Annotated in this window: 20 protein-coding genes and 1 pseudogene; 11 read left to right on the top strand and 10 right to left on the bottom strand. The window is 63.2% G+C overall.

Going from position 1 to position 21120, the window contains the following annotated elements:
• Positions 1 to 13 precede the first annotated feature (13 nt).
• The gene (locus AB3X89_RS06455; protein ID WP_368582398.1) at positions 14 to 622 is read left to right on the top strand and encodes a hypothetical protein; all 609 of its coding nucleotides are present in this window, start codon (positions 14 to 16) and stop codon (positions 620 to 622) included.
• Between the two features lie 52 nt (positions 623 to 674).
• Entirely contained in the window at positions 675 to 1385 is a 711-nt protein-coding gene (locus AB3X89_RS06450) for a hypothetical protein (protein WP_368582397.1), read from the top strand.
• Here the strand turns inward: AB3X89_RS06450 and AB3X89_RS06445 are convergent, their stop codons facing one another.
• From AB3X89_RS06445 to AB3X89_RS06425, 5 genes and pseudogenes are all read right to left on the bottom strand, one after another.
• Positions 1386 to 2801, bottom strand: coding sequence for a tyrosine-type recombinase/integrase (locus AB3X89_RS06445; RefSeq protein WP_368582396.1), 1416 nt, complete (start codon positions 2799 to 2801; stop codon positions 1386 to 1388).
• 219 nt (positions 2802 to 3020) lie between these two features.
• Positions 3021 to 4031: pseudogene (locus AB3X89_RS06440) on the bottom strand (MFS transporter); the annotation flags it as partial.
• 134 nt (positions 4032 to 4165) lie between these two features.
• The gene (locus AB3X89_RS06435) at positions 4166 to 6121 is read right to left on the bottom strand and encodes an aconitase family protein (RefSeq protein ID WP_368582395.1); all 1956 of its coding nucleotides are present in this window, start codon (positions 6119 to 6121) and stop codon (positions 4166 to 4168) included.
• A 132-nt stretch (positions 6122 to 6253) separates the two neighbouring features.
• Positions 6254 to 7156 (bottom strand): LysR family transcriptional regulator, encoded by a 903-nt coding sequence (locus tag AB3X89_RS06430; protein ID WP_368582394.1) that lies wholly within the window; start codon positions 7154 to 7156, stop codon positions 6254 to 6256.
• A 104-nt stretch (positions 7157 to 7260) separates the two neighbouring features.
• Complete coding sequence (locus tag AB3X89_RS06425; RefSeq protein ID WP_013092117.1) at positions 7261 to 7989, bottom strand: 2OG-Fe(II) oxygenase; 729 nt, start codon at positions 7987 to 7989, stop codon at positions 7261 to 7263.
• 210 nt (positions 7990 to 8199) lie between these two features.
• On the opposite strand from AB3X89_RS06425, the gene AB3X89_RS06420 reads away from it, so the two are divergent.
• On the top strand, positions 8200 to 8847 hold the full coding sequence (locus tag AB3X89_RS06420; protein ID WP_368582393.1) for a DsbA family oxidoreductase: 648 nt from the start codon (positions 8200 to 8202) through the stop codon (positions 8845 to 8847).
• Positions 8848 to 8876: 29 nt separating this feature from the next.
• A complete protein-coding gene (locus tag AB3X89_RS06415) occupies positions 8877 to 9359 on the top strand; it encodes a CPBP family glutamic-type intramembrane protease (RefSeq protein ID WP_368582392.1) in 483 nt (160 codons plus the stop codon).
• Between the two features lie 53 nt (positions 9360 to 9412).
• Here the strand turns inward: AB3X89_RS06415 and AB3X89_RS06410 are convergent, their stop codons facing one another.
• Complete coding sequence (locus tag AB3X89_RS06410; protein ID WP_008917257.1) at positions 9413 to 9733, bottom strand: pyrimidine/purine nucleoside phosphorylase; 321 nt, start codon at positions 9731 to 9733, stop codon at positions 9413 to 9415.
• 289 nt (positions 9734 to 10022) lie between these two features.
• Here AB3X89_RS06410 and AB3X89_RS06405 point away from each other — a divergent pair, with 289 nt between their 5' ends.
• Entirely contained in the window at positions 10023 to 10409 is a 387-nt protein-coding gene (locus AB3X89_RS06405; RefSeq protein ID WP_368582391.1) for a BON domain-containing protein, read from the top strand.
• Positions 10410 to 10499: 90 nt separating this feature from the next.
• On the opposite strand, the gene AB3X89_RS06400 is transcribed toward AB3X89_RS06405, so the two are convergent.
• Positions 10500 to 11282 (bottom strand): hypothetical protein, encoded by a 783-nt coding sequence (locus tag AB3X89_RS06400; RefSeq protein ID WP_368582390.1) that lies wholly within the window; start codon positions 11280 to 11282, stop codon positions 10500 to 10502.
• A gap of 521 nt (positions 11283 to 11803) precedes the next feature.
• On the opposite strand from AB3X89_RS06400, the gene AB3X89_RS06395 reads away from it, so the two are divergent.
• From AB3X89_RS06395 to AB3X89_RS06380, 4 genes are all read left to right on the top strand, one after another.
• Positions 11804 to 12877 carry an L-dopachrome tautomerase-related protein gene (locus AB3X89_RS06395; protein WP_368582389.1) on the top strand — a complete coding sequence of 358 codons (1074 nt, stop codon included), beginning with the start codon at positions 11804 to 11806 and terminating at the stop codon, positions 12875 to 12877.
• Between the two features lie 175 nt (positions 12878 to 13052).
• Entirely contained in the window at positions 13053 to 14258 is a 1206-nt protein-coding gene (locus AB3X89_RS06390) for a paraquat-inducible protein A (RefSeq protein ID WP_368582388.1), read from the top strand.
• Positions 14255 to 15550: an MlaD family protein gene (locus AB3X89_RS06385; protein ID WP_368582387.1), complete on the top strand. Its 1296-nt coding sequence runs from the start codon at positions 14255 to 14257 to the stop codon at positions 15548 to 15550. Before AB3X89_RS06390 ends, AB3X89_RS06385 begins: the two co-directional genes overlap by 4 nt.
• On the top strand, positions 15547 to 16182 hold the full coding sequence (locus AB3X89_RS06380) for a membrane integrity-associated transporter subunit PqiC (RefSeq protein ID WP_368582386.1): 636 nt from the start codon (positions 15547 to 15549) through the stop codon (positions 16180 to 16182). Before AB3X89_RS06385 ends, AB3X89_RS06380 begins: the two co-directional genes overlap by 4 nt.
• 30 nt (positions 16183 to 16212) lie before the next feature.
• Here the strand turns inward: AB3X89_RS06380 and AB3X89_RS06375 are convergent, their stop codons facing one another.
• From AB3X89_RS06375 to AB3X89_RS06365, 3 genes are all read right to left on the bottom strand, one after another.
• Positions 16213 to 17205 carry a GNAT family N-acetyltransferase gene (locus tag AB3X89_RS06375; protein ID WP_368582385.1) on the bottom strand — a complete coding sequence of 331 codons (993 nt, stop codon included), beginning with the start codon at positions 17203 to 17205 and terminating at the stop codon, positions 16213 to 16215.
• A 170-nt stretch (positions 17206 to 17375) separates the two neighbouring features.
• The gene (locus tag AB3X89_RS06370; RefSeq protein WP_176106500.1) at positions 17376 to 17735 is read right to left on the bottom strand and encodes a protocatechuate 3,4-dioxygenase; all 360 of its coding nucleotides are present in this window, start codon (positions 17733 to 17735) and stop codon (positions 17376 to 17378) included.
• A complete protein-coding gene (locus AB3X89_RS06365) occupies positions 17735 to 18577 on the bottom strand; it encodes a gallate dioxygenase (RefSeq protein WP_013092128.1) in 843 nt (280 codons plus the stop codon). The genes AB3X89_RS06370 and AB3X89_RS06365 overlap by 1 nt, the downstream gene beginning before the upstream one ends.
• 392 nt (positions 18578 to 18969) lie before the next feature.
• Between AB3X89_RS06365 and AB3X89_RS06360 the strand changes: the two genes are divergently transcribed.
• Positions 18970 to 19671 carry a GntR family transcriptional regulator gene (locus AB3X89_RS06360; protein ID WP_368582384.1) on the top strand — a complete coding sequence of 234 codons (702 nt, stop codon included), beginning with the start codon at positions 18970 to 18972 and terminating at the stop codon, positions 19669 to 19671.
• Positions 19668 to 20975: a LysR family transcriptional regulator gene (locus AB3X89_RS06355; protein WP_368582383.1), complete on the top strand. Its 1308-nt coding sequence runs from the start codon at positions 19668 to 19670 to the stop codon at positions 20973 to 20975. Before AB3X89_RS06360 ends, AB3X89_RS06355 begins: the two co-directional genes overlap by 4 nt.
• Positions 20976 to 21120 lie beyond the last annotated feature (145 nt).

Below are 21120 nucleotides of genomic sequence, written 5' to 3'. Positions count from 1 at the left end.
TATTGGCGTGGCAATGCAAACGATGGAGGTCAAAGTGAAAGCGCTTCCATGGCTCCGTACAGCATTGTTCATTGTTGGACTGATGTTTCTTGCCTGTCAGCCACGTGCCCAAAGTGTATCTGAGCGATGCCCGGGATATGACGGCGATCCGCCGTACCCGAAGTTTTCAAATAATTCGGCCGCGTGGGACAAAGAGTTGGACCTCGTCAAGATCGTTATCAATCGGCCTTCGCTTGAAGTTGTGGAGGACAAGGGTTCACGTCGCCTCAAAGTAAGCTTCCTGCAAATCAAGCCTCAATGTTATGTTTCCGGTCACGTATATGCGACCTTAATTAACAACGGCAAAAAACTCCCGTCACTTCAACTCTTTGGCATCGTAGGCGACTTGAACCGGCCGGATAAACCGCGGCTCTTTCAGATGCTGTCGGCACAGGCTATTCCGCCGGAGTGGGTAATTGATGACAATACTTCGGTCAATCTCTCGCTGGATTGTGGGTGCACTTCCAAGCCGGGTGCCACTACTCGCCGTCAGAATTACGTGGTTCCGTTATTTAACTGCGACGAAGACGTGAATTGCTCTCTCCCCTTCCAATCCGTCTGGAGCGGAATTTGGCCGCATTAAGGCGTCGCGCAACAGGCCCCTTCGGGCACCGCGTCAAGAATGGGAGGAGAAGATGACAAAAAGTAACGCCGTTTTGACAGCAGGGTTCTGTTTGGTCGTTTCCATGACGCAAGTGACAGCAAATGCGCAGGCGCCTGTTTTCACAAGTGCCGATCAAGCGAAGGCCAGCGAGGTTGTAGACGCGGTGCAAACGGCTATCCGGACCGACAATACGTTAGCGCAAAGCTCGGCTCCTGAACACCGTCCCCCTAGGTCGGATATTACACGTCCTGGTGAGACGCGGCCGCCGGTGCCACCGCCGAGCGACGATGATCCGGCTAATACTTATGCGACAATCCGACTCAGCGATGAACTCGGCGCTCAGCTTGCGGGTGTCGCGGACAAGGCGAAATCTATAGAACCACTGCTTACAAAAATCGGCGCGGAACAGGCTATAAATAATGCGATTAATAATTCGACTGTCCCGGTAGAGGAGAAACAGCAATTTCTGGCCTACCTTCGGGAAAGAGGAGGAATTGCTAATGCGACTCGCTTAGAGATTGAACAGGTTCCGCAGATGGCGGCAGTCCAGCGCGCGAATCACCAGGCGTGGGCCCAAGCCCTCCGCAGCGGAAGACCCCCGCCGGTTACGAGCCATATGAAAAAGGTATGGCGCTGTGGACTTTGGACCATCGGAGCTGTCGGATCGTCAATACTCGGAAATGAGGCAGCAGCTGGCGTGTGCGTAGCCGGGTTTTTCGCTGACGACTGTTTGCATCAATAGTTAACCGCCCAGACCGCGCGCAGCAAGCTGCAACGACTGAGAGTCCCTGAACACCGCTCGCGAGATTTTGGAAGCGGAGAACACCGACTGCGCTGCCAGCGCCGCGAGTCTTTCAAGTTCGACGTCCAGCTTTTGTAGCCACTCAACACGCTGGGCGTTGAATTCAGCCTTGTCGTAGCGCTTGCGAACGCCGGGCGGCAGGTGCCCCATGATCGCGTCCGAGATATGCGGCGGACAACCAATCTCGGTGAGCAGCGTGTTGCTCGACCGCCGCAGATCATGGGGAGCCCAGTGCGTTACCGGCCAGCGCGGGCGCTTCGACTCCGGGCGTTTCTTCGAATACGGCATGAAGTAGTGCACATCGCTTTGTATCGCCTTCTGCTGAATGTGCTGCCCCTTGACCCTTGACGATGGAAACAGGAAACCGTCTACTGCGGTTTCCATGCGCCGCAGAACGATTTCTTCTGCGCGGCCGAACAGCGGTACACGCAGATCGCTCGCACGACTCCGGTTAAGGTTCTTGGTTCTTTGCTTCGGCACCTCCCACCACAGGATGCCGTCTTCCTCTCTTTTGATCTCGCTCACCCGCATGCCTACGGTTTCCGCGCCGCGCGTAACAGTCCAGAGATACAGCGTCAGCAGGTCCTGCTGCACCTGACTCAAATTCGGCAGCCAGTTAATCACCTGGCCGATTTCGTTGGTGCCTCTGCCCTTCGCGCTCGAAAGGCAGCGTTCGGGTTCCACGCGCTTGCCTTGAATTTTCTTGCCGTTGCTTTTCAGCTTGCGGCGCATGACCACCGCCCACCAGTTATTCGGGGGCTGCGCACCTTCGACGCCGCTCTTTAGGCGTCCTTCATCAAGCGCATGCGCCCATGCGCCACTAAGGGCGGTCCGCAGCTTCCCCGCTACGACCGGCGCGCGCTTGCCGTGATCCGCGATAAGTTTCGCTGCCTGCTCCCGCGTGATATCGCAGGCTCTCATGTTCGCCATCGGCCCCAGCATCGTGTCGAACATGCGGGCAATCTCGTTCGCTTCCTTTGATTTGCGGTGCGGCTCGATGCACTCGGCAAGATACTCGTCGCATACGCGTCTGACGGTATATTCCCCACTGCTACGCGGGGCCACATTTTTAGGCTTCGCGGCACGCTTCTCAACGGCAACATCGCTGCCGGACTTGCGCTCGTTGCGCAGCTTGGCCCACACGCCGATTGCTTCGGCAATCGGCATCGCGGGCCACTCGCCAAACTTGATCTGGCGCTTACGATTATCTACGGGCGAGTTATAGCGATAGACCCACGATCGTATAGCGGGGTTGTTACCCGCTTCAATACGCAGGCCGGAGCAGCCCTCGATGAGAAGGTGAGAATTCGGTGCAAGCTGCTTCGCTTGGCGCTTGAAATCTGAGTCTGAAATCATGGCAAGGGTCCGGGGGTAAAAGCACGTTGGAAAATATGTACTTTGAAAATCTACCCTCTATCCTACCCTCTTGTTCCGAAAGCAGAGCACCGCAGATAGGCGTGCTAAACAAAAATCGTGATTTGCAAAATGGCCGAAATCCTTATCTGGCGCGGCTTTCGCTGGGATACTTTGGATAAACGCGATTACCTATGGATAAGTACGATACCCCGTACTACGCTGCTTGATCAGCAGCGTCGGCACCCAGTTCGCGAAGCCATAGAAACCGACCGTCTGGAAGACATTGAAGATCGTCATCATCAGCGTGCGGCTGCGATACGGCGGCACCCACATGTCGCGGAAGCTGCCGCGCGGTGCGACCGCCACCGGCGGCGCCGGCGGTGGCAACTCGCGGCCGTATTCGTGGCGTACCTTCGCCTCGAGCGCGGTCATCACACGGTCGGCTTCGGCGAGACGTCCTTGCTGCGCGAGCCAACGCGGGCTTTCCGGCAGCGCGCGGCGAATCCACCAGACGAATAGCGCGCCGTGCGCGCCGATCAGCACGACCCAACGCCAGCCGTCCAGACCGAACGGCGTTCGCGGCACCAGCAGAAACGACAGAAACGCGACCACCGGCACCGCCGTGAAACCGACCGCCTGCTCGCACGCGAACGCGCGGCCGCGAATCTGCTTGGGCACCAGCTCAGAGATGTAAGTGCCGATCGTCACCAGCTCGACGCCGATGCCGACACCTGCGATGAAGCGCCAGAAATTGAGGCCCGTCGCGGTCTCCTGGAACGCCATCACCACGTTCGCCGCGGTATACCAAAGCAGCGACCACGTGAATACCGCGCGCCGCCCGAAGCGATCCGCGAGGAAACCGCATGCAATCGTGCCGATAAACAGGCCGCTGAACAGCGCGGCGATGAAACTCGCGACGCCGGTCGAGCCGAACAGGCCGCGCGTGGTCGCGGTCAGCAGACCGCTTTTCACGAGGCCCGGCGCGACATAGCCGGAATACAGCAGATCGTAGAGTTCGAAGAAGAAGCCGAGGCTCAGCAGCACCACGAGCTTCCAGATGGAGCGCGTGGCGGGCAAGCGGTCGAGGCGTGCCGAAATGCTGCCGGCGTCGAGCGCTGCATGGCCCGCCGCCTGAGCGGCAGTGCTGCGGGCGCTGCCGGCCGCGTCGGTGGAATGCGCCGCGTTGCCGCCGCTGCGCGCGACGGACTCCGCGTGATCGGGGGATGCCATGTTGTCTGTCTCCTTCTGTTGCGACTGCTTTTACGGCGGCGCTGATCGCTCGCCGCGGCCAGTCCGATGCCGGCCTTGCGTTTGGTCGCGCGTCGCACGCGCCACGTTGCCCCGGCCTGAGTTCGGCCAGCATTCTAGCCGTGCGCGCGCTGCAATTGTTCGAACGTGGTGATTTTCCCGGCCAGCGCGCTCGCCGCGACCGTGTACGGGCTCGCGAGCCACACGTCGCCCGGCCCCGAACGGCCGGGGAAATTGCGGTTGATCGCGCTGATCGTCACCTCGTCCGGGTTGGCCGATTGTCCCGGTCCGCAGTTCGCACACGAGCCGCAGCCAGGCATCACGAGCGTCACGCCCGCGCGCTCGAACACCGGCAGATAGCCCTGCTCCTCGCAATACGCGCGCACCGCCATCGTGCCGAATTGCAGATACAGACGCGTGCGCTCGGGCACGCGCAAGCCGTGCTCGACGCCCCAGCGCAGCACCTCATGATAGAAATCGAAGTCCTCGCGCTTGCCCGCGGTGCACGACCCGCCGTACGCGATATCGATCGCGACGTCCTGTTCGAGCCGCGGCGCCGCCACGCCGTTGCCGGGATCGCCCGGCCGCGCGAGCATCGGTTCGATCGCGTTCGCATCGATATGAATCGTGTCGCGATAGGTCGCGCCCGCATCGCTTTTCATCCAGCCTTCCAGCACGAAATCGACGCCGCGCCGCTCCTTCAGGAACGCGACCGTACGCTCGTCCGGCTCGACGATGCCGGTGAAACCGCCGAGCTCCGCGACCATGTTGGTCAGCGTCGCGCGTTCGTCGATCGACATCGCGCGGACCGCCGCGCCGCCGTATTCGAACACTAGGCCGATCGCGCCGCCCGAGCGGATCGCTTCTATCCGCAGCAGATGCAGCACGACGTCTTTCGCGGTCACGCCGCCGCGCAACTGGCCGTCGATCTCGATGCGCAGCGTCTCCGGCACTTTGCAGCGCACGTAGCCCGTGACCCAGCTATTGGCGATTTCGGTCGCGCCCGCACCGAACGCGAGGCAGCCGAGCGCGCCCGAATGCGGCGTATGCGAATCGGTGCCGCACGCAACCTGCCCCGGCAGCGCGTATTGCTCGGCCATCAACGCATGACAGATGCCCTCGGAGCCGGGCACGCCATCGAGCGCGCCGTGCGAGCGCACCGGGTAGTCGCGCGAAAACGATGTATGGCCTTCCATCAGGTTCGCGACGCCCAGCAGCAGACCGTCGCGCACGTGCGGGATGCTTTGCGGCGCGAGCACCAGATGGTCCTGGAAAGCGATGATGTGATCGGGCGCATGCAGCGGCGCAGGCTTGCCGAACGCGCGATGCATCAGATGCGCGCACATGCCGGTGAAATAGTCGTGGCTGAAGCGCCAGTCGGCGGCGATGAACACGCCGTCGCCGCGCTGCGCGCTCGCGGTGCCGGGATGCAGATGACGGTCGATGATTTTCTCGACCAGCGTTTTCGGCTCGGCGCCCGGCGCGTCGTTCGGGGCAACGCTCGTGCGCTCTCGCGGCGCGGGCCAGTCCGCGAACTTGCTATACGCGAGCAACCCGCCGCTGCGGATGATCTGCTGGGTGAGTGCGTCGCGGCCTTTCAGGAACTCGTCGATCGGCACCGCTTCACCCGCGAGCAGACAATCGAGCACGGAAAAATCCGTCGTGGTCAGAATGCCGATGTTGTCGCAGTTCTGCTGATAGATGCGCTCGAAGCTCTCCGCAACGATCAGCCGGATGCCCGCCGACAACTCCGCGAGCGGGCTCGATTCTCGCGATGAGCCCTTGCCGTAGCGCTTGCCCGCCACGGTCACGCGAAAGCCGCCGTCCTTCACCGCATTGCGGCCGATCGGCAGACATTCGCCCGCCTTGAAGCCGACGTACGGATACTGGCCGAGGCGCTCGTCGTAGGTGAGCATCACGGTGACCGGCGTGATCTCGTCGGTCGACACGTTGTCGCGCAACGGCCCCGCCGTCTCGCGCGTGAAGTTTTCGCCGGCCAGTTGCGCCTCGATCACGGCCGGGTCTTGCGACAGGTACAGCACGCGGCCGTCCAAACGAATCGTATCGCTCATCACTGCGTTCTCCTTGCGCCCACTATACGGCGCGCAAGGCCGATGCCGAAGTGCCGGTGCGGCAACTCTGCCGTCTCGTTTCGCGAATGCTCGATTTCGGAGCCGCGTCGCGGCGTGCGTGTGACGGACTGTCTAAGGCTGATTGCCGAGGAACGACACCAGCGCGGCCGCGCTCGCGCTCAACTGCTCGCGCGCCTTGAAGATGATGATCAGATGGCGCTCCGCCCACGCATCGGCAAGCGGCAGCAGCCGCACGTCGAGCGTGTTCACATAGAGCAGGCCGACTGGCTCGGGCACGATCGCGATGCCCAGCCCCGCATGCACCATCCGGCACAGTGCATCGAGACTGCTCACGCGCATCCGCACGTCGAGTTGCCGGCCCGCGCTCGCCGCCTGCTGCGCGAGCAGACGCGTGAGCGCGCTTTCGCTGCGCAGGCCGACGAAGCTGTCGTGCAACAGATCGTCGAAGCTCACCCGTGCCGCGCTGGCGAGCCGATGCCCGCCCGGCACCAGCACCGCGAGCCGGTCCTGCCGGTACGGCACCTGCTCGAACGCCTCGCTTCCCGCGACCGGATTGCAGATGCCGAAGTCCGCGCCGTGTTCGTCGACGATACGCAGCACGTCCGCGCTGTTTTCTTCTTCAAGCTCGATCGATACATCCGGGAACGCGCGGCCGAACGCGGCCACGTCTTCAGGCAGAAACTGCACGATCGACGACAGATTCGCGACCACCCGCACGCGCCCTTTGACGCCCGTCGAAAAGCGCGACAACTCCGCGCTCATCTGCTCGATATTGCCGATGATCGCGAGCGCGTAGCGCAGCACGGTTTCGCCGACCGGCGTCACGGTAATGCCGCGCGACTGCCGCTGAATCACCGGCAGGCCGATCATCGCCTCGATCTCGGCGATGCGCCGGCTCACCGCCGACGACGCGATGAACTCGCGCTCCGCCGCGCGCGCGATATTGCGCTCCTGGCAAACCGCGACGAACAGACGCAGCGAAGTGAGATCGAGTTTCTTGAGCAGGTTTTCCATGGGACGAGGCGGCGGGTCTGACGACAATGGCGGCGGATCGCTGGAATCGTGGCCGTTATCGTCTCACGGCACGCAGGGTTGCGCCATGGTACCGACCGCGGACCTCACAACGCATCATGAAAGATGATGCCGACCGTATGCCGATGCCCCGAACGCAGACGGCTCACGCCATGCCGCAGATTCACGCGATACGGTCCACGCGTGCCCTGCACCGGCCGGCTGTTCACGGTGAACACGACCGCGTCGCCCTTCGCGAGCGGCACGACTTCGGCGCGCGATTGCATGCGCGGACGCTGTTCGGTCATCACGAACTCGCCGCCGGTGAAGTCGCGCCCCGGCTCCGACAGCAGCACCGCGACCTGCAGCGGGAATACGTGTTCGCCGTACAGATCCTGATGCAGGCAGTTGTAATCGCCTTCGCCGTATTGAAGGATCAGTGGCGTCGGCCGCACCTGGCCGGCGTCATGGCAGCGTCGAATGAATTCCGCGTGCTTCGGCGGATAGCGCACGTCGATGCCCATCGCCCTGTTCCAGCGGTTCGCGACCGGCACGAGGTGCGGATACAGCGCGCCGCGCAAGCCGTCGACGAGCGGCGGCAGCGGATACGCGAAGTACTTGTATTCGCCGCGGCCGAAGCCGTGGCGCGCCATTACGATGCGGCTGCGATACAGCGCATCGCGTGGATAGAGCGCGCTCAGCGCGTCGCATTCGCGCGGCGTCAACAGTTGCGGCACGGCGGCGCAGCCGTATTGATCCAGATCGTGTTCGATGCGCGGCCAGTCGAGGGCGTCGACGCGTTGGTCGATGGTTTGGGTAGGAGCGATTGCGTTCATCGTCGATGAGTGGGCAGCCGGGCTCTTTGCCCGCGCCATGAAAATAGATAGTCGATGAGCTTAGTGTACGAGCGTGGCGGCGGGAAAACACTCCGGGTCTTGCGGTCAAATTCGGCAGCACTGCACGGGCGGACGATTCACGCTACGCTGTCGGTATCGTTGCGGCCGCATTTGCCGGTCGCGTCGCACTTCATTTCGCCAGGGACAACCATGAAACAGCAGCTCACCATCGATTTTGTTTCCGACATCGCCTGCCCGTGGTGCGCGATCGGCCTGTCGTCGCTGCAGCTCGCGCTCGCGCGGCTGCAGGACAAGATCGATGCGCGCATCGTCGTGCATCCGTTCGAACTGAATCCGCAGATGGGACCGGACGGCGAAGACATCGTCGAGTATCTCGGCAAGAAATACGGCCGCACGGCCGCGCAGATCGCCGAAACGCAAGCGATGATCCGCGAACGCGGCGCGAGCGTCGGCTTCGATTTCGGTCCGCGCACCCGCACCTACAACACGTTCGACGCGCACCGCCTGCTCCATTGGGCCGGCCTGAAGGGCCAACAGTTGCCGCTGAAGCTCGCGCTATTGCGCGCGTATCACGCCGACGGCAAGAATCCGAGCAATCATGACGTGCTGGTCGAGGCGGCACAGTCGGTCGGACTGGCCGCCAGTGAAGCGCGCGAAGTGCTGACGAGCGACGCGTATCCCAGCGAAGTTCGCGAAGCGGAAAAGAACAATCAGGAAATGGGCATTCAATCGGTGCCATCGATCATTTTCAACCGCCGCTATCTGGTGACGGGCGGCCAGCCGGTCGAGCAATTCGTGCAGGTGATCGAGGAGATTCTGGCAAAAGAGACGGCCTGAGATCCTGCCAATTGCGAACGGAGCCCACATTGCTCGCGCTGACGGTTTTAACAAAAAGAAGCTGGAACGAGGTGCCCCGATGGGGGCTGATAATCGGCGGCGCCGCAATCATGTTTTTCGGGCAGATCGCGCTGATATTCGCTCAATACGCGCTGTGGGGACCCCCGGCGCCGCATAAAATCCCGCTCGCCGATAAGCCGATCCTGGTTCAGCTGTTCTTTATCGTGATTCTGATGCCGTTGCTTGAGACGATCGTCGGACAATGGCTGCCCATACGGCCAATTAACGGCGTTTTTCGTTTGTCGTGGCGGGTTGCCGCGGTGGGGTCGATTGCGTTGTTCACGCTGATGCACGGTTACGTCGATCGTGCGGTCGTGTCGATGCTGTTGGGCGCGGTGGTGCTGGCGGCGGTATTCATCGTCGAAGCGAAGCGTAAGGGACGACCCGTTCTGAGCACCTGGCTCACGCATGCACTCGCGAATGCTTGCGTGTTGTCGCTTCAACACATTTGAGCAAGGATGGCTCAGGCCCATTGGCCAAGCCATCGCACTCAACTTAAAACCGCTTACAGATAGCTGCAAACGTAGTCGAGCGTTTCGACCACATCGATATCGAAGCGGCTCTTGCCCGGTACCGAAAACGATTCGCCCGCGCCATAGGTCTTCCACTCGTCGCTGCCGTCGAGACGGATACGGCATTTGCCCGCCTGCACTTCCATCAGCTCCGGCGCGTCGGTGCCGAAGTTCAGCGTGCCGGGCAGGATCACGCCGAGCGTCTTGCGCGTGCCGTCGGCGAACAGCACGGTGTGCGACACGCACTTGCCGTCGAAGTACACATTGGCTCGTTTGACAACAGAAACCTGGTCGAATTGCGTTGCAGCCGTCATGGCGGTCTTCCTCTGGGTCATCGTGAATGGATGCGTTGCGGCCCGATGGGCGCGGCAGACGGCGCGCGATCCGCGCAAGCCGCCCGCGCGGCGTTCCGGTCCGGGCGCGAGCCCGCCATCATACAGGCTATTGACGGCGCCAATACGGTAAAGTCTGCCTCAAGCATATCGACACAGTGCCGGCGACGTCCATGCGATATCGCTGGCGAATCTCGAGTACTGCACGGTCGTCACCACGACCGCATTAGCCGGAACCCATCTACGGCCAATTCCCGGTACAGGAGGGCATGTGAGTAAAGTCAGCGTGAACAGCATAGTGGGCGCAATTGCCGCGGTAACGATTGCGCTCGGCACTGCGACCTGTGCGAATGCACAGACTAGTGGCGGCATGCCGAACGATGCTTCCGCGCAAAGCCAGTCCATCGCGGCGTCGCCGGCTCGCAACAGACCCGATAGCGAGCTCGCGCGCGACGTGCGGCGCGCTCTCGCACGCACACCGAACCTGCATTCAACGGCGATTCACGTGCAGGCGCGCCGTGGTGTCGTCACGCTGACCGGTTGGGTGCCGCAGCGCGCCCAGGTGCAACGCGCGGGCAGTGTCGCGAGATCGGTGCGCGGAGTCCGGCAGGTGATTAACCATCTGAACGTGCGCACGAGAGGAGCGAGCGGCCATTAGCGCAAATCGAACAAAAGAAAGTACTCAGCCCGGCACGAATGCGCCGGGCTGAGTACTTTCAATCGATGCGCGAGAGTTCGTCGCAATCCCTCAACGCCACATACGGTAACCATACACCGGCGGCGCGCGATACGCATAAACGCGCGGCTGCGCCCAATAGACCGGCGGATGATAAACCTGATAAGCGACAGGCGCGACCGGTTGAATCACCGTTTCCACGACCTGCGGCATTTCTTCGTATTGCGCTTGCGGATAAACCGGCACGTACTGCACGGGTGGCTGCGGATAGTCCTGACGCACGTACACCGGCTGGTTGTCGTAGACCGGTTGCATCTGCGCGTAGGCCGGCGCCTGCTGGTATTGCATTGGCGGCGGCGCGTATTGCGGCTGCTGGTACATCTGCTGATATTGCTGTTGCGGCGGCGGCGCTTGCGGCATCTGACGCTGCGCGTACTGCACCGGCTGCGGCTTTTGAGGCTGCGGCGGAATGCTCGTGTACTTCGAGTTGTCGTCTTCGGGGACGCCCGGCGGCAGCGGCGGCACGTCGACCCGCGCGACGTCGGTCTTCGCGGGTTGCCGCTGACCGTGATTGTGCGAGTCGATCATTGCCTGGTAATCGGCCTGATCCTGCTTGCCGCGATTGATATAGCCGTTGCGGTATGCGCGGGCCACGTCCGACATCTTCGCGTTCGGATCTTCTTTCATGCCGTCCGCATTGACCTTGTACTCGTTCGGACTAAGCGAGCCGGCCGGCACTTCGTCGCCGGACGCATAGGCCGCTTCGGGTCCGTCGGCCCACGCTGGATAACACAGCAGCGTTAGCACCGAAGCGACCGTCGTCACCCCGAGCCCCCAAAGCGCACTTGTTCTCATGATCCACCTCGCGGCCGATTAAGAGTGTATTGAAAGCCGAATTTTTTACTTGCAGGCGTGGCTATTTCTCTGCGCGTGCAATTGTTATTTTCTAGCACATTCCTTTGACGCCGGCATTATTTTTTCTTTGCAAATGAGCGGTGTAGCGCACGACTGACACGGTGGGTCCCAATGCGAGGCAGGAGAAACCCTGAGAGTCAAAGTTGCCGAAATGGACCGCCTGCTACGGCGACTCCGCACGCCGCCGCGAAGCAATTATTTTTGCCATGAATGACGTGGCACCTACACGGCCTCTTAGCGCGCCGGCCCGCACCGGGCACTGTGCGACAACTCGGCTTTCCCTATTGCGCGACATGCCGTTCTCTGCTCGCGCGAAATTCAAACAATATGCATAAAGGACGATCAGCAAATTCAAGTTGAATACCTTCCGAAAGATTCGCGGATTACGATCTACTTTATCGTTGCACGCGGCATTCGCTTTGCTGAGTACGGACATTTCCACTCTGCCCCGGAGGCAGCCCATGAAAGACTCCGTCACGCCACCCGCCGCGGATCGGGTTCCGCTGACCGCCGCGCCTGCATCGAGCGCCGGTGAAGACGGCTCGCGGCTGCATCTGCGCGAGATCGCATCGTTCGCGCATCAGGTGACCGGCGTAGCCGTCGCTGCGGACGGACGCATTTTCGTCAACTTCCCGCGCTGGACAGAAGACGCGCCGATCTCCGTCGGCGTACTCACGCCCGATGGCGACGTTCGTCCTTACCCCGACGATCGCTGGAACGGCTGGCGCAACGCCAGGCGTGACGAGTTGAACCCGCAGGATCGCTGGGTCTGCGTGCAGGCCATGCTGTGCGATTCGCAAAACAACCTGTGGGTACTCGACCCGGGCGCGCCGGCCCAGTCCTTCGTCGTGCCGGGCGCCCCCAAACTGGTCCGCATCGATCTTGCGACCGATAGCGTCGTCGGCTGCATTGCGTTCACGCTCGAGATCGCGCCGCAGGGCAGTTATCTGAATGACCTGCGCATCAGTCCCGACGGCCGGTTCGCCTATATCACGGACTCGGGAACACGCGGCGCGATCGTGGTGGTCGATCTCGGCACCGGTCAAGCGCGCCGCGTGCTCGACGGGCATCCTTCGACGCAGATGGACCCGAGCGTCACCGTGCATGCAGGCGGCGCACCATTGCGGCGTCCCGATGGACGCGGCGTCGAATTCTCGGCCGACGGCATCGCGCTGACTCGCGATGGACTGTATCTGTACTGGCAGGCCTTGAAGGGCAAAACGCTTTATCGCGTGCCCACCGAAGCGCTTCGTGATACCGCGCTCTCCGCCGACGGGCTGCATATCGACCGCGCGGGACGTTTGCTGATCACCGCGGTGGAAGAACACGCGGTGAAGGTATGGGACGGCACGAGCTTGACGACGCTGCTGCACGAGCGCGGCCTGCGCTGGCCGGATACGTTCGCCGAGGGGCCGGACGGCACGATCTACCTGACCGATTCGCGCATTCCCGAGATGAACTGGTTCAAGCCGGGCCATCCGGACGCCCTGCCTTCGAGATTGCTGATCATCGCCGACGCCGCTCCCTCAGCGTAGGCGGACGCCAAACCGGGCACGCGCAATGCTAGTGGAGGAAATGGAGCTGGCGCGTGCCAGCGCGCCTGCCGTGCATTCACGCGCCAACTGGCGCCGGGGGTCGAGGGATGATCGGCGAAACCTCATTCGCAACGCACTGCCCGCCTGAACACGGACAGCCGATGGAGAACGTCGCATGACGATCGGCTGCCCCGAATGCGGCGCGCTCGAAGACATCCCGCCGCTCGCCGCAGATACCTACGCGCGTTGCCGCGCCTGCCACTTTCCGCTCGAGCGGCGTAACGGCCGAAGCCAGGCCGCTGCGCTCGCCTGCGCGAGCGCAACCTTCGTACTGCTGTTTCCGGCCAATCTCGCGCCGCTGATGTACGTGCACATGCTCGGCGTCGAGCACTCGTCAGTGCTGTCGTCGGGCATCGTGCAGATGTGGAACGACGGCTGGTTCATTCTCGCGGTGCTGCTCGGCACCTTCGGCATCGTGCTGCCCTTCGTCCGCTTTGGCGGCCTCGTGGCCGTTCTCGTCGCGCTACGGCTCGGCTGGCGTACCAGGGCAATCGGCGCGCTGTTTCGCTGGACCACCTCGCTCGATATCTGGGCCATGCCCGACGTCTATCTGGTCGGCTGCTTCGTCGGCTACGCGCGCGTGACGCAGAATCTGACCGGCACGATCGCCCCGGGCGGCTACTGTTTCATCGCCGCAGCGCTGCTGTCGATGCTCACGCGCGCATCGCTCGACCGCAGAACCGTGTGGCGCGCGATCGCCACGGACAACGAGCTGCCTGAACACGAAGCGCCGCTCTCCTGCACGGTTTGCGATCTGGTCGTGCCGATGTCGCAGGAGGGCCGTCCCTGTCCTCGCTGCGGACTCAAATTGCGCGCTCGCAAAACCGACGCCGTCGTGCGCGCGGCTGCGCTGTCGCTCGCCGCGCTCGTACTGACGATCCCGGCCAACGTCTTTCCGATGACCAGTTCGATGCAACTCGGACAGATCCAGTCAACCAGGGTCATCGACGGCGTCTACGAGCTGTTCCACGTGGGCCTGTGGCCGCTCGGCATCCTGATCATCTGCACGAGCATCGTCATTCCGGTGGCGAAGATCGTCGGCATGGGCTGGTTCATCGTCTCCGTGCGGCGCCGTTCGCGTCGGCATCTGCGGGTCAAGGCGCATCTGTATCGCCTGATCGACGAACTCGGACGATGGTCGTTCGTCGACGTGTTCACGATCGCCGCGTTCGTGCCGCTGATCCAGTTCGACGGCATCGCGTCGGCGAGACCGGCCATCGGCGCCACCGCGTTCGCGCTGGTCGTGTTCCTGACGATGGCCGCTTCGCGCGCATTCGACCCGCGCCTGATGTGGGACGTCCACCCGCGGAGCAAGCGATGAGCGGCACGCGTCCCCGTCGTTCGCAAGCTCAGGTGCGGCGCAGCCCATGGCCCGGCTGGATCTGGGCGGTGCCGATCGCCGCCTTCGCGATGGCCGGATGGCTCGGCGTTCGCGCGCTGACGCATCAGGGCGAGACGGTCACGGTCATCTTCGACAACGCGTACGGCATGAAGCCCGACGATACGATCGTCACGCTGCGCGGCGTGAAGGTCGGCGCGGTCTCGGAGATCACGCTCGCGCCCGATGGCCAGCACGTGCAAGCCGAGCTCAAGATAGATCGCGCCGAGAAAAAGTATCTGCGCAGCGAGACGAAGTTTTTTCTGCGCGGAGCCCACGTGGACCTCAACGACCCAGCGTCGCTCAAAGGCATGTTGTCCGGCCCCGAGATCGTGATGGAGCCCGGACCCGGCAAACCGGCTTCGCGTTTCGACGGAGTCGATCGCCGCCCCGCGCTCGCACCGGGGCACGGCCCGGTCGTCACTTATCTGGTGCGCTTCGACGGTGCGGTCGGCGACCTGAAAAGCGGTGCGGATGTGCAATTGCGCGGTTTCGATGTAGGCACCGTCACCAGCGTACGGCTGAACTACGACGCACGCACGGGCGCGCTAAGCACCCCGGTGCAGATCGCGCTGAATCCGTCGCAGCTCGGCATCGTCGGGGCGCCGCCGCCGGCCAACGGCGACTGGCGCCCGCTCGTCGACGGCATGCTCGCCCGCCTCGTCGCCACGGGCTTGCGCGCGCGCTTGTCGCAAGATCCGCCGGTCGTCGGCGCGGACAAGATCACCCTCGACTTCGTGCAAGGCGCGCCGGTCGCGACGCTCGCCAGCGAGGGCGACCTGCCCGTCATTCCGAGTGTCGCCGCCGCGAATCTCGACACGACGATGGCCAAGGCCAACGAGGTGATCCAGAAAATCGACGATCTTCCGATCCGGCAAACCGGCGAACAGGTGCGCAGTATCGCCGCGCATATCAACGCGCTCAGTTCCTCGCCGCAAATCAAGGACAGCCTGACGCACATCGACCACTCCGTCGCGCAGATCGATCACACGTTGCAGCAGGTCTCGCCGCAAATCGGTCCGCTCGTCGCGCAACTGCGCGACACGGCGAGCGCGGCCGATCGCACCGTTGCCGCGGCGAACCGTACGTTAGGCGGCGATGCGTCGAGCCAGAATGATCTGCCTGCCGCGATGCAGGAGCTGACCGACACCGCGCGCTCGATTCGGGCACTGGCCGACTATCTGGACCGCCATCCCGAGGCGCTGATCCATGGCAGGCAGCAGGAGACTCAATGATGACGAGGTCCACGCTTCGCATCGGACGCGCCGGCGAGGCATCGCTCACGACGCGCGTCTGGACGGCGGCGTTTGTCGTCTGCGTCGCGGCGATGACGCTCACCGGATGCGGGCACAGCATACCGACGCGCTATGTGACGTTGAACCCGATGCCCGCCGACGCGCCGCCAGCCACGGCGCCGATGCAACCGATTCAGCTGACCGCCGTGCACATTCCGGCGGTGCTCGATCGGCTGGAAGTCGTCACGCTGGCTTCGCAAAACCGCCTGACGATCGACGACAGCGACCGGTGGGGCGCACCGCTCGCTCAGATGATGCGCAAAACGCTTGCCCAGGACTTGCTCACGCGGCTGCCCGCCGGGTCGTTCGTCGTGCCGGACGCGCCCGCGCCACCCGGTACGCGCAGGCTGGTCGTCACGGTGCTGAACGCGGCGGCCAACGCGAGCGGCACGCTGACCTTGCAGGCGGAATGGACCCTGTTGAATGGGCATTCGGATCAGGTGCCACTGCGGCAGCAGGTGACGCTCGACTCCGCGATCGACGGACACGATGCGTTCGCGCAGGCGGCCGCGTTGAGCCGCATTCTCGCCGACCTGGCCGACCGGATCGCGGCATCGGTCGTCGCGCATTGACCGAAGGATTCGAGCTCGCCGCTGCGCCGATCACGCGATGCCGCTACCGCCCTTCTTTGCGGAAGGCCGGTCGAAACGCTGCTCGACGACGCGTGTTCCCCATTGCTCCCCTTCCGATTCTTCGCTCAGCCGAAAACCGAATGACTCGTACAGATGACGCGCCGCGTCGAGCCCCTGGAAAGTCCATAGATAGGTTTCGTCAAAGCGCTCGTCGACGAAACGCATCGCATGCGCCAGCAATTGCCGTCCGATCCCGGAGCCGCGCAACGAATCGTCGACGATGAACCAGCGCAAATGCGCGACACCGGTGTCGTTATCCCCATCGATCACGACAGACGCGAGCGTGCGGCCGTTTTCGACGTAAAGCCAAAGCCCTTTCCCTTCGGCCGGCAATGCGCCCGCGAACTCCGCCAGTTCCGTCGCGACCTTCTTCTCGAAGAAGGCGCCGAAACCCCAGTGCTGCGCGTAATAGCGCCCGTGCAGACTCGCGATATCGCCGATGCAGCCGGGTTGGTAGCCTTCCACGATGCCTGCGGACCCCGCTTCCGTTGCAGGAAGCTTGCTGACCTCACCATGCGCAAGAGCGTCTGCATAAAGCGCGAGAGAACGGACCAGCGCCTGCTGGTCGGCGGGAACCATGCGCCGCAGCGCGCCGGACACGCGATCGGTCGCGAACCGGTCGATCTTCTTGCGCAGCTTCTGACCTTCGGCCGTCAGGTACAACTCGGAAGAACGGGCATCGTCGGCGCAGACCGTACGCTCGACCAGTCCGCTCGCTTCGAGCTTTGCGATCTGCCGGCTCGTATTCGATTTGTCGAGCCGCAGGATGGTCGCCAGATCCTTGGCGCTGATGCCCGGCGACATGCCGATCTCGATCACCGCATGCACAGCCGAGGGCGCCAGATCGCTATCGGCGAGCGTCGTGCGCATGAAACCAAGCTCGCGAACCAGGCGGCGGGAAAACTCCCGCAGTTCGAGAATCGTCGTATCGCGAGGCTTGGCGGGGGCTTCGATCAGATCCATGATGACGCTCGCATATCCGTTGCGCTGCGCAATCAATATAGTTGCGGCCCGCAACTTAAGCAAACGCCAAATTGCAGTCGGGATCGTTGCAACGCGGCATCGAGATGAAAAAAGCCGGGTTCGAACGAACCCGGCTTGCTTCTTCGTTGCGCGCCTTCGATGCCTGGCCTTTAAACGGCGTCGGGTACCTGGCGGGTCTTCAGAAACTCTTCGAGCGTCTCACCGCGCATGCTTGCGTACACGCCGAGATTGGTGATCTTCACCACGCGCGCGAACTTCTCGAGCACGAAGAAAGACACCCCATAACGGATCAGACCGATCCAGTCGGTGTTGTCGACCAGCGCGCGCTCTTCCGGCGTCAGGCCGGCCGCATCGTAAGCGGCGGTGCGATTTTCGAGCCACAGCGCCCGCGCCGACGCTTCGCGCATCTGCCAGAAAAAGCGGTTCAGGCGCATCGCCTTCATGCTCTGGCGGATATCGAACGGATACGTGCCGGTCAATTCTTCGACGCCAACCAGTTGCGGATTCATTACGCCACCTCTCCTTCGTAGATCGTCACGGCCATCGCGGTGCTGGTCGCAAGGTAGTAGCTGCGATGCAACTCGCGGACCTTCTGGCCGAGCGCGCCGCGCATCGCGAGCCACATGATCGTCTCGACGCTTTCCGCGCCGCCCAGGCGCACGTAGTCGACGTGCTTCATCCTGGCAAGACGCTCCGGATCGTTGACGATCAGGTCGAGGAACTCCATGTCCCATTCGGTGTTGTTGAAGCCGCTGCGCTCGCCATGCACCTGGTGCGACAGCCCGCCCGTGCCGACCACCACGACCTTAAGATCCTGTTCGAACGATTCGATCGCACGACGCAGCGCCTGGCCGAGCCGGTAGCAGCGATTCGCGGTGGGCAGCGGATACTGCAGCACGTTGACTTCGAGCGGCACCAGTGACAGCGGCCAGCCGCCCTGATGCGGCAGCATCAGCGACAGCGGCGAATTGACGCCGTGATCGAGCGGCCGCTCCTGGAAGACGGTCAGATCGAACTCGTCGGCGACCAGTTGCTCGACGATATGGATCGCCAGATCCGGGTGGCCGGCGATGTCCGGCAGCGGACGCTTGCCCGCGCCTTCATCGGCGAATTCGTGGTTGGGCGACACACCCAGCGCGAAAGTCGGATAGCAATCGAAGAAGAAGCTGTTCGCGTGGTCGTTGTAGAACATCACCATCACGTCGGGCTTCTGCTCGGCCAGCCACTGCGCCACCGGTTCATAACCCTTGAACATCGGCGCCCATGCCGGTTCATTCTGCTTGCCCTTGTCGTACGCCAACCCGATCGTGGGTACATGGGACGTGCCGATACCACCAATGATCCTTGCCATATTCGTTCTCTTCCGTCACTTCGTGCTGCTGCCAATCGGATAGGTCGCCTGGCGTACCGCGCTAGTCACCGCGACCGTCTTGGGATACAAAGATAGAAATTGTGCCTCGATACGTGAAGCACGGGTATACCTCAGGCTGCACTGGGATGATGGGTAAAAACCCGGTATTCTGGCGCCCGGCGAGCCGATGAACCCCGCCGCGACCCACGCCGCGCAGGGGCTCCCTCGGTATCCCAAGCCCGTGTGGCGAGCCTTTCGCGGCCTCCTCGCGCCTCGGCACGCGATAAATAAAACAGATGACCTCGAAAACAACTCGCAACGCACTTTTTCAACGCTTGGAGCGGTGCTGCGCGCGTGGCTATACTGCGGTGCTTCCGACGACCGACGAAACGATGAACGAGACGACCCAGCAAGCGATTGTGCAGACCCTACGCGAGAAGATCCTGTCGGGCGAATTGTCGCCCGGGCAGCGGCTCGTCGAAGCACAGCTCGCGCAATGGCTCGGCGTGTCGCGCACGCCGCTGCGTTATGCGTTGAGCGTGCTGTCGTCCGAAGGCCTGCTCGATCGTTCGGGCTCGCGCGGCTATGTGGTGCGCCGCTTCAGCGTGCGTGACGTCCTCGATGCGATCGACGTGCGCGGCGTGCTCGAAGGACTCGCCGCGCGCTCGGTGGCCGAAAACGGCATGAGCGCGGCGCTCGCCGCCGCGCTCGACGAATGCCTGCGCGAAGGCGACGAAATCTTCGAGCAAAAGCACCTGAAGCCAGGAGACGACGTGCGCTACGCACAGATGAACGGCCGCTTTCATGCGCTGATCGTCGAAGCGGCGCAGAACCAGGCGATCACGGCCGCGCTCAGCCTGAACGACAAAGTGCCGTTCGTGTCGCCGTTCACGATCGCGTTCGACGAAGCCGCACGCGAGCGTCAGTTCATGATGCTGATGTACGCGCATCGCCAGCATCACGCGATCGTCGACGCGCTGAAGCAACGCGAAGGCGCGCGCGTCGATGCGTTGATGAAGGAGCACACGCACATCTCGAAGGAGAGTCTGAATCTGTCGCTGCCATCGTTGCATCTGATCGCGGGCGCGGCATGAGCAACGACGCACTTTCCGCCGAAACCAGCCAGGCGGCCGCCAAAGCGCCGCTGTCGGTCAGCAGCAAGGACCTGCTCAATCTCGCGCAATTGCGCGCCTTCCGGCTCGTCGCTGACATGGGTAGCGCAACGCGTGCGGCGGCTGCGCTGTTTCGCGCGCAGTCGGCGGTCACGCGCTCCGTGCAGGAGCTCGAGTCGGCGCTCGGCGTGCCGCTGTTCGATCGCGGTCCTTCGGGCATGCTGCCCACGCCGGTCGGCCGCGCGGTGCTGCATCGCTGCGAGCGGATCTTCGCTGAACTCGAAGAGCTCGCGCAATGGTGCGCCGCGCGACAGACGCGCCGCCGGTCCGTATCGGAGGGCGCATTGCCCGCGTACCTGCTCAACACGCGGCGCCTGCAACTGTTCGCCGCGCTCGCGCGGCATCGGCATATGCCGAGCGCGGCAAAAACCTTCGGCATCAGCCAGCCCGCGGTGAGCGCCGCGATCCGCGTACTCGAAAGCGGCTCGGGACTGAGCCTGTTCCATCGCAGCCCGCGCGGCATCCTGCTGACGGCCGAAGGCGAAACGTTCCTGCTGCACGTACGCCGCGCATTGAACGAACTGCGACACATCCCCGACGATATCGCCGCATTGCACGGCAAGATTCAGGGCTCGGTGACGGTCGGCGCGTTGCCGCTCGGACGCACGCTGATCCTGCCGAAGGCGATCGCGCGAATGACCTCGGAGAATCCGGGCGTGCGCGTGGTCACCGACGAGAGCGCGTACGAGACGCTGGTGGCCGGTCTGCGCGCCGGCGACATCGACTTCATTCTCGGCGCACTGCGCGAGAACGACGCGACGAGCGGCCTGAAAAACGAGCGGCTGATGTCGGAAAACATGGTGGTGCTGGTGCGCCGCGGTCATCCGCTGACTCAAGCGCACAATCTGACCATCATGGGTCTGCGCGACGCGCAATGGATTCTGCCGCGCAGCAACGCGCCGGCGCGTGCGCTGTTCGAAACGCAATTCAAGCGGATGAAGGTAAAGCCGCCTCTGCCGACCGTCGAGACCGCCGACCTCGCGGTGATTCGCGGGCTGCTGCTCGGCACCGACATGGCGGCGGCGTTGTCGGCGCAGCAGCTGCATCACGAGATTCAATCCGGCCAACTGGTGGCGCTCGACGTACCGCTGCACAACACGCGGCGCGAGATCGGCCTGACGATGCGCGCGGCGGGTACGCCGTCGCCGGCCGCGCGCGCTTTGATCGACGCGATCCGGCTGTCGGTCGTCGATGTGACGCGCACGGTCAGTATCGACGCGACCTGAGCGTTTCCATCGATCTCGCAGGCTGTCGGAAAACGCGCGCCAGTCGAACGGCGCCGGCAGCGTGCCGTAGTCCCGCGTCACGCAGCGTCCGCGAAAAGCGTGCCAGTTCCGCGGTGAATCGCATGCGGAAATAGCATAGCGAATG

Source organism: Paraburkholderia sp. BR14320 (genome assembly GCF_040948665.1).
GTDB classification, from domain to species: domain Bacteria; phylum Pseudomonadota; class Gammaproteobacteria; order Burkholderiales; family Burkholderiaceae; genus Paraburkholderia; species Paraburkholderia youngii.
Note: the sequence above shows the minus strand (reverse complement) of the source record. Positions and strands in the feature narration are given on the sequence as shown.

What these genes read in the sequence shown, in the direction of transcription:
- AB3X89_RS06435 (WP_368582395.1), bottom strand. Translation starts at nt 6,121, where the DNA reads ATGAGCGATACGATTCGTTTGGACGGCCGCGTGCTGTACCTGTCGCAA.
- AB3X89_RS06395 (WP_368582389.1), top strand. Translation starts at nt 11,804, where the DNA reads ATGAAAGACTCCGTCACGCCACCCGCCGCGGATCGGGTTCCGCTGACC.
- AB3X89_RS06420 (WP_368582393.1), top strand. Translation starts at nt 8,200, where the DNA reads ATGAAACAGCAGCTCACCATCGATTTTGTTTCCGACATCGCCTGCCCG.
- AB3X89_RS06380 (WP_368582386.1), top strand. Translation starts at nt 15,547, where the DNA reads ATGATGACGAGGTCCACGCTTCGCATCGGACGCGCCGGCGAGGCATCG.
- AB3X89_RS06375 (WP_368582385.1), bottom strand. Translation starts at nt 17,205, where the DNA reads ATGGATCTGATCGAAGCCCCCGCCAAGCCTCGCGATACGACGATTCTC.
- AB3X89_RS06370 (WP_176106500.1), bottom strand. Translation starts at nt 17,735, where the DNA reads ATGAATCCGCAACTGGTTGGCGTCGAAGAATTGACCGGCACGTATCCG.
- AB3X89_RS06400 (WP_368582390.1), bottom strand. Translation starts at nt 11,282, where the DNA reads ATGAGAACAAGTGCGCTTTGGGGGCTCGGGGTGACGACGGTCGCTTCG.
- AB3X89_RS06445 (WP_368582396.1), bottom strand. Translation starts at nt 2,801, where the DNA reads ATGATTTCAGACTCAGATTTCAAGCGCCAAGCGAAGCAGCTTGCACCG.
- AB3X89_RS06390 (WP_368582388.1), top strand. Translation starts at nt 13,053, where the DNA reads ATGACGATCGGCTGCCCCGAATGCGGCGCGCTCGAAGACATCCCGCCG.
- AB3X89_RS06450 (WP_368582397.1), top strand. Translation starts at nt 675, where the DNA reads ATGACAAAAAGTAACGCCGTTTTGACAGCAGGGTTCTGTTTGGTCGTT.
- AB3X89_RS06355 (WP_368582383.1), top strand. Translation starts at nt 19,668, where the DNA reads ATGAGCAACGACGCACTTTCCGCCGAAACCAGCCAGGCGGCCGCCAAA.
- AB3X89_RS06385 (WP_368582387.1), top strand. Translation starts at nt 14,255, where the DNA reads ATGAGCGGCACGCGTCCCCGTCGTTCGCAAGCTCAGGTGCGGCGCAGC.
- AB3X89_RS06365 (WP_013092128.1), bottom strand. Translation starts at nt 18,577, where the DNA reads ATGGCAAGGATCATTGGTGGTATCGGCACGTCCCATGTACCCACGATC.
- AB3X89_RS06410 (WP_008917257.1), bottom strand. Translation starts at nt 9,733, where the DNA reads ATGACGGCTGCAACGCAATTCGACCAGGTTTCTGTTGTCAAACGAGCC.
- AB3X89_RS06430 (WP_368582394.1), bottom strand. Translation starts at nt 7,156, where the DNA reads ATGGAAAACCTGCTCAAGAAACTCGATCTCACTTCGCTGCGTCTGTTC.
- AB3X89_RS06455 (WP_368582398.1), top strand. Translation starts at nt 14, where the DNA reads ATGCAAACGATGGAGGTCAAAGTGAAAGCGCTTCCATGGCTCCGTACA.
- AB3X89_RS06360 (WP_368582384.1), top strand. Translation starts at nt 18,970, where the DNA reads ATGAACGAGACGACCCAGCAAGCGATTGTGCAGACCCTACGCGAGAAG.
- AB3X89_RS06425 (WP_013092117.1), bottom strand. Translation starts at nt 7,989, where the DNA reads ATGAACGCAATCGCTCCTACCCAAACCATCGACCAACGCGTCGACGCC.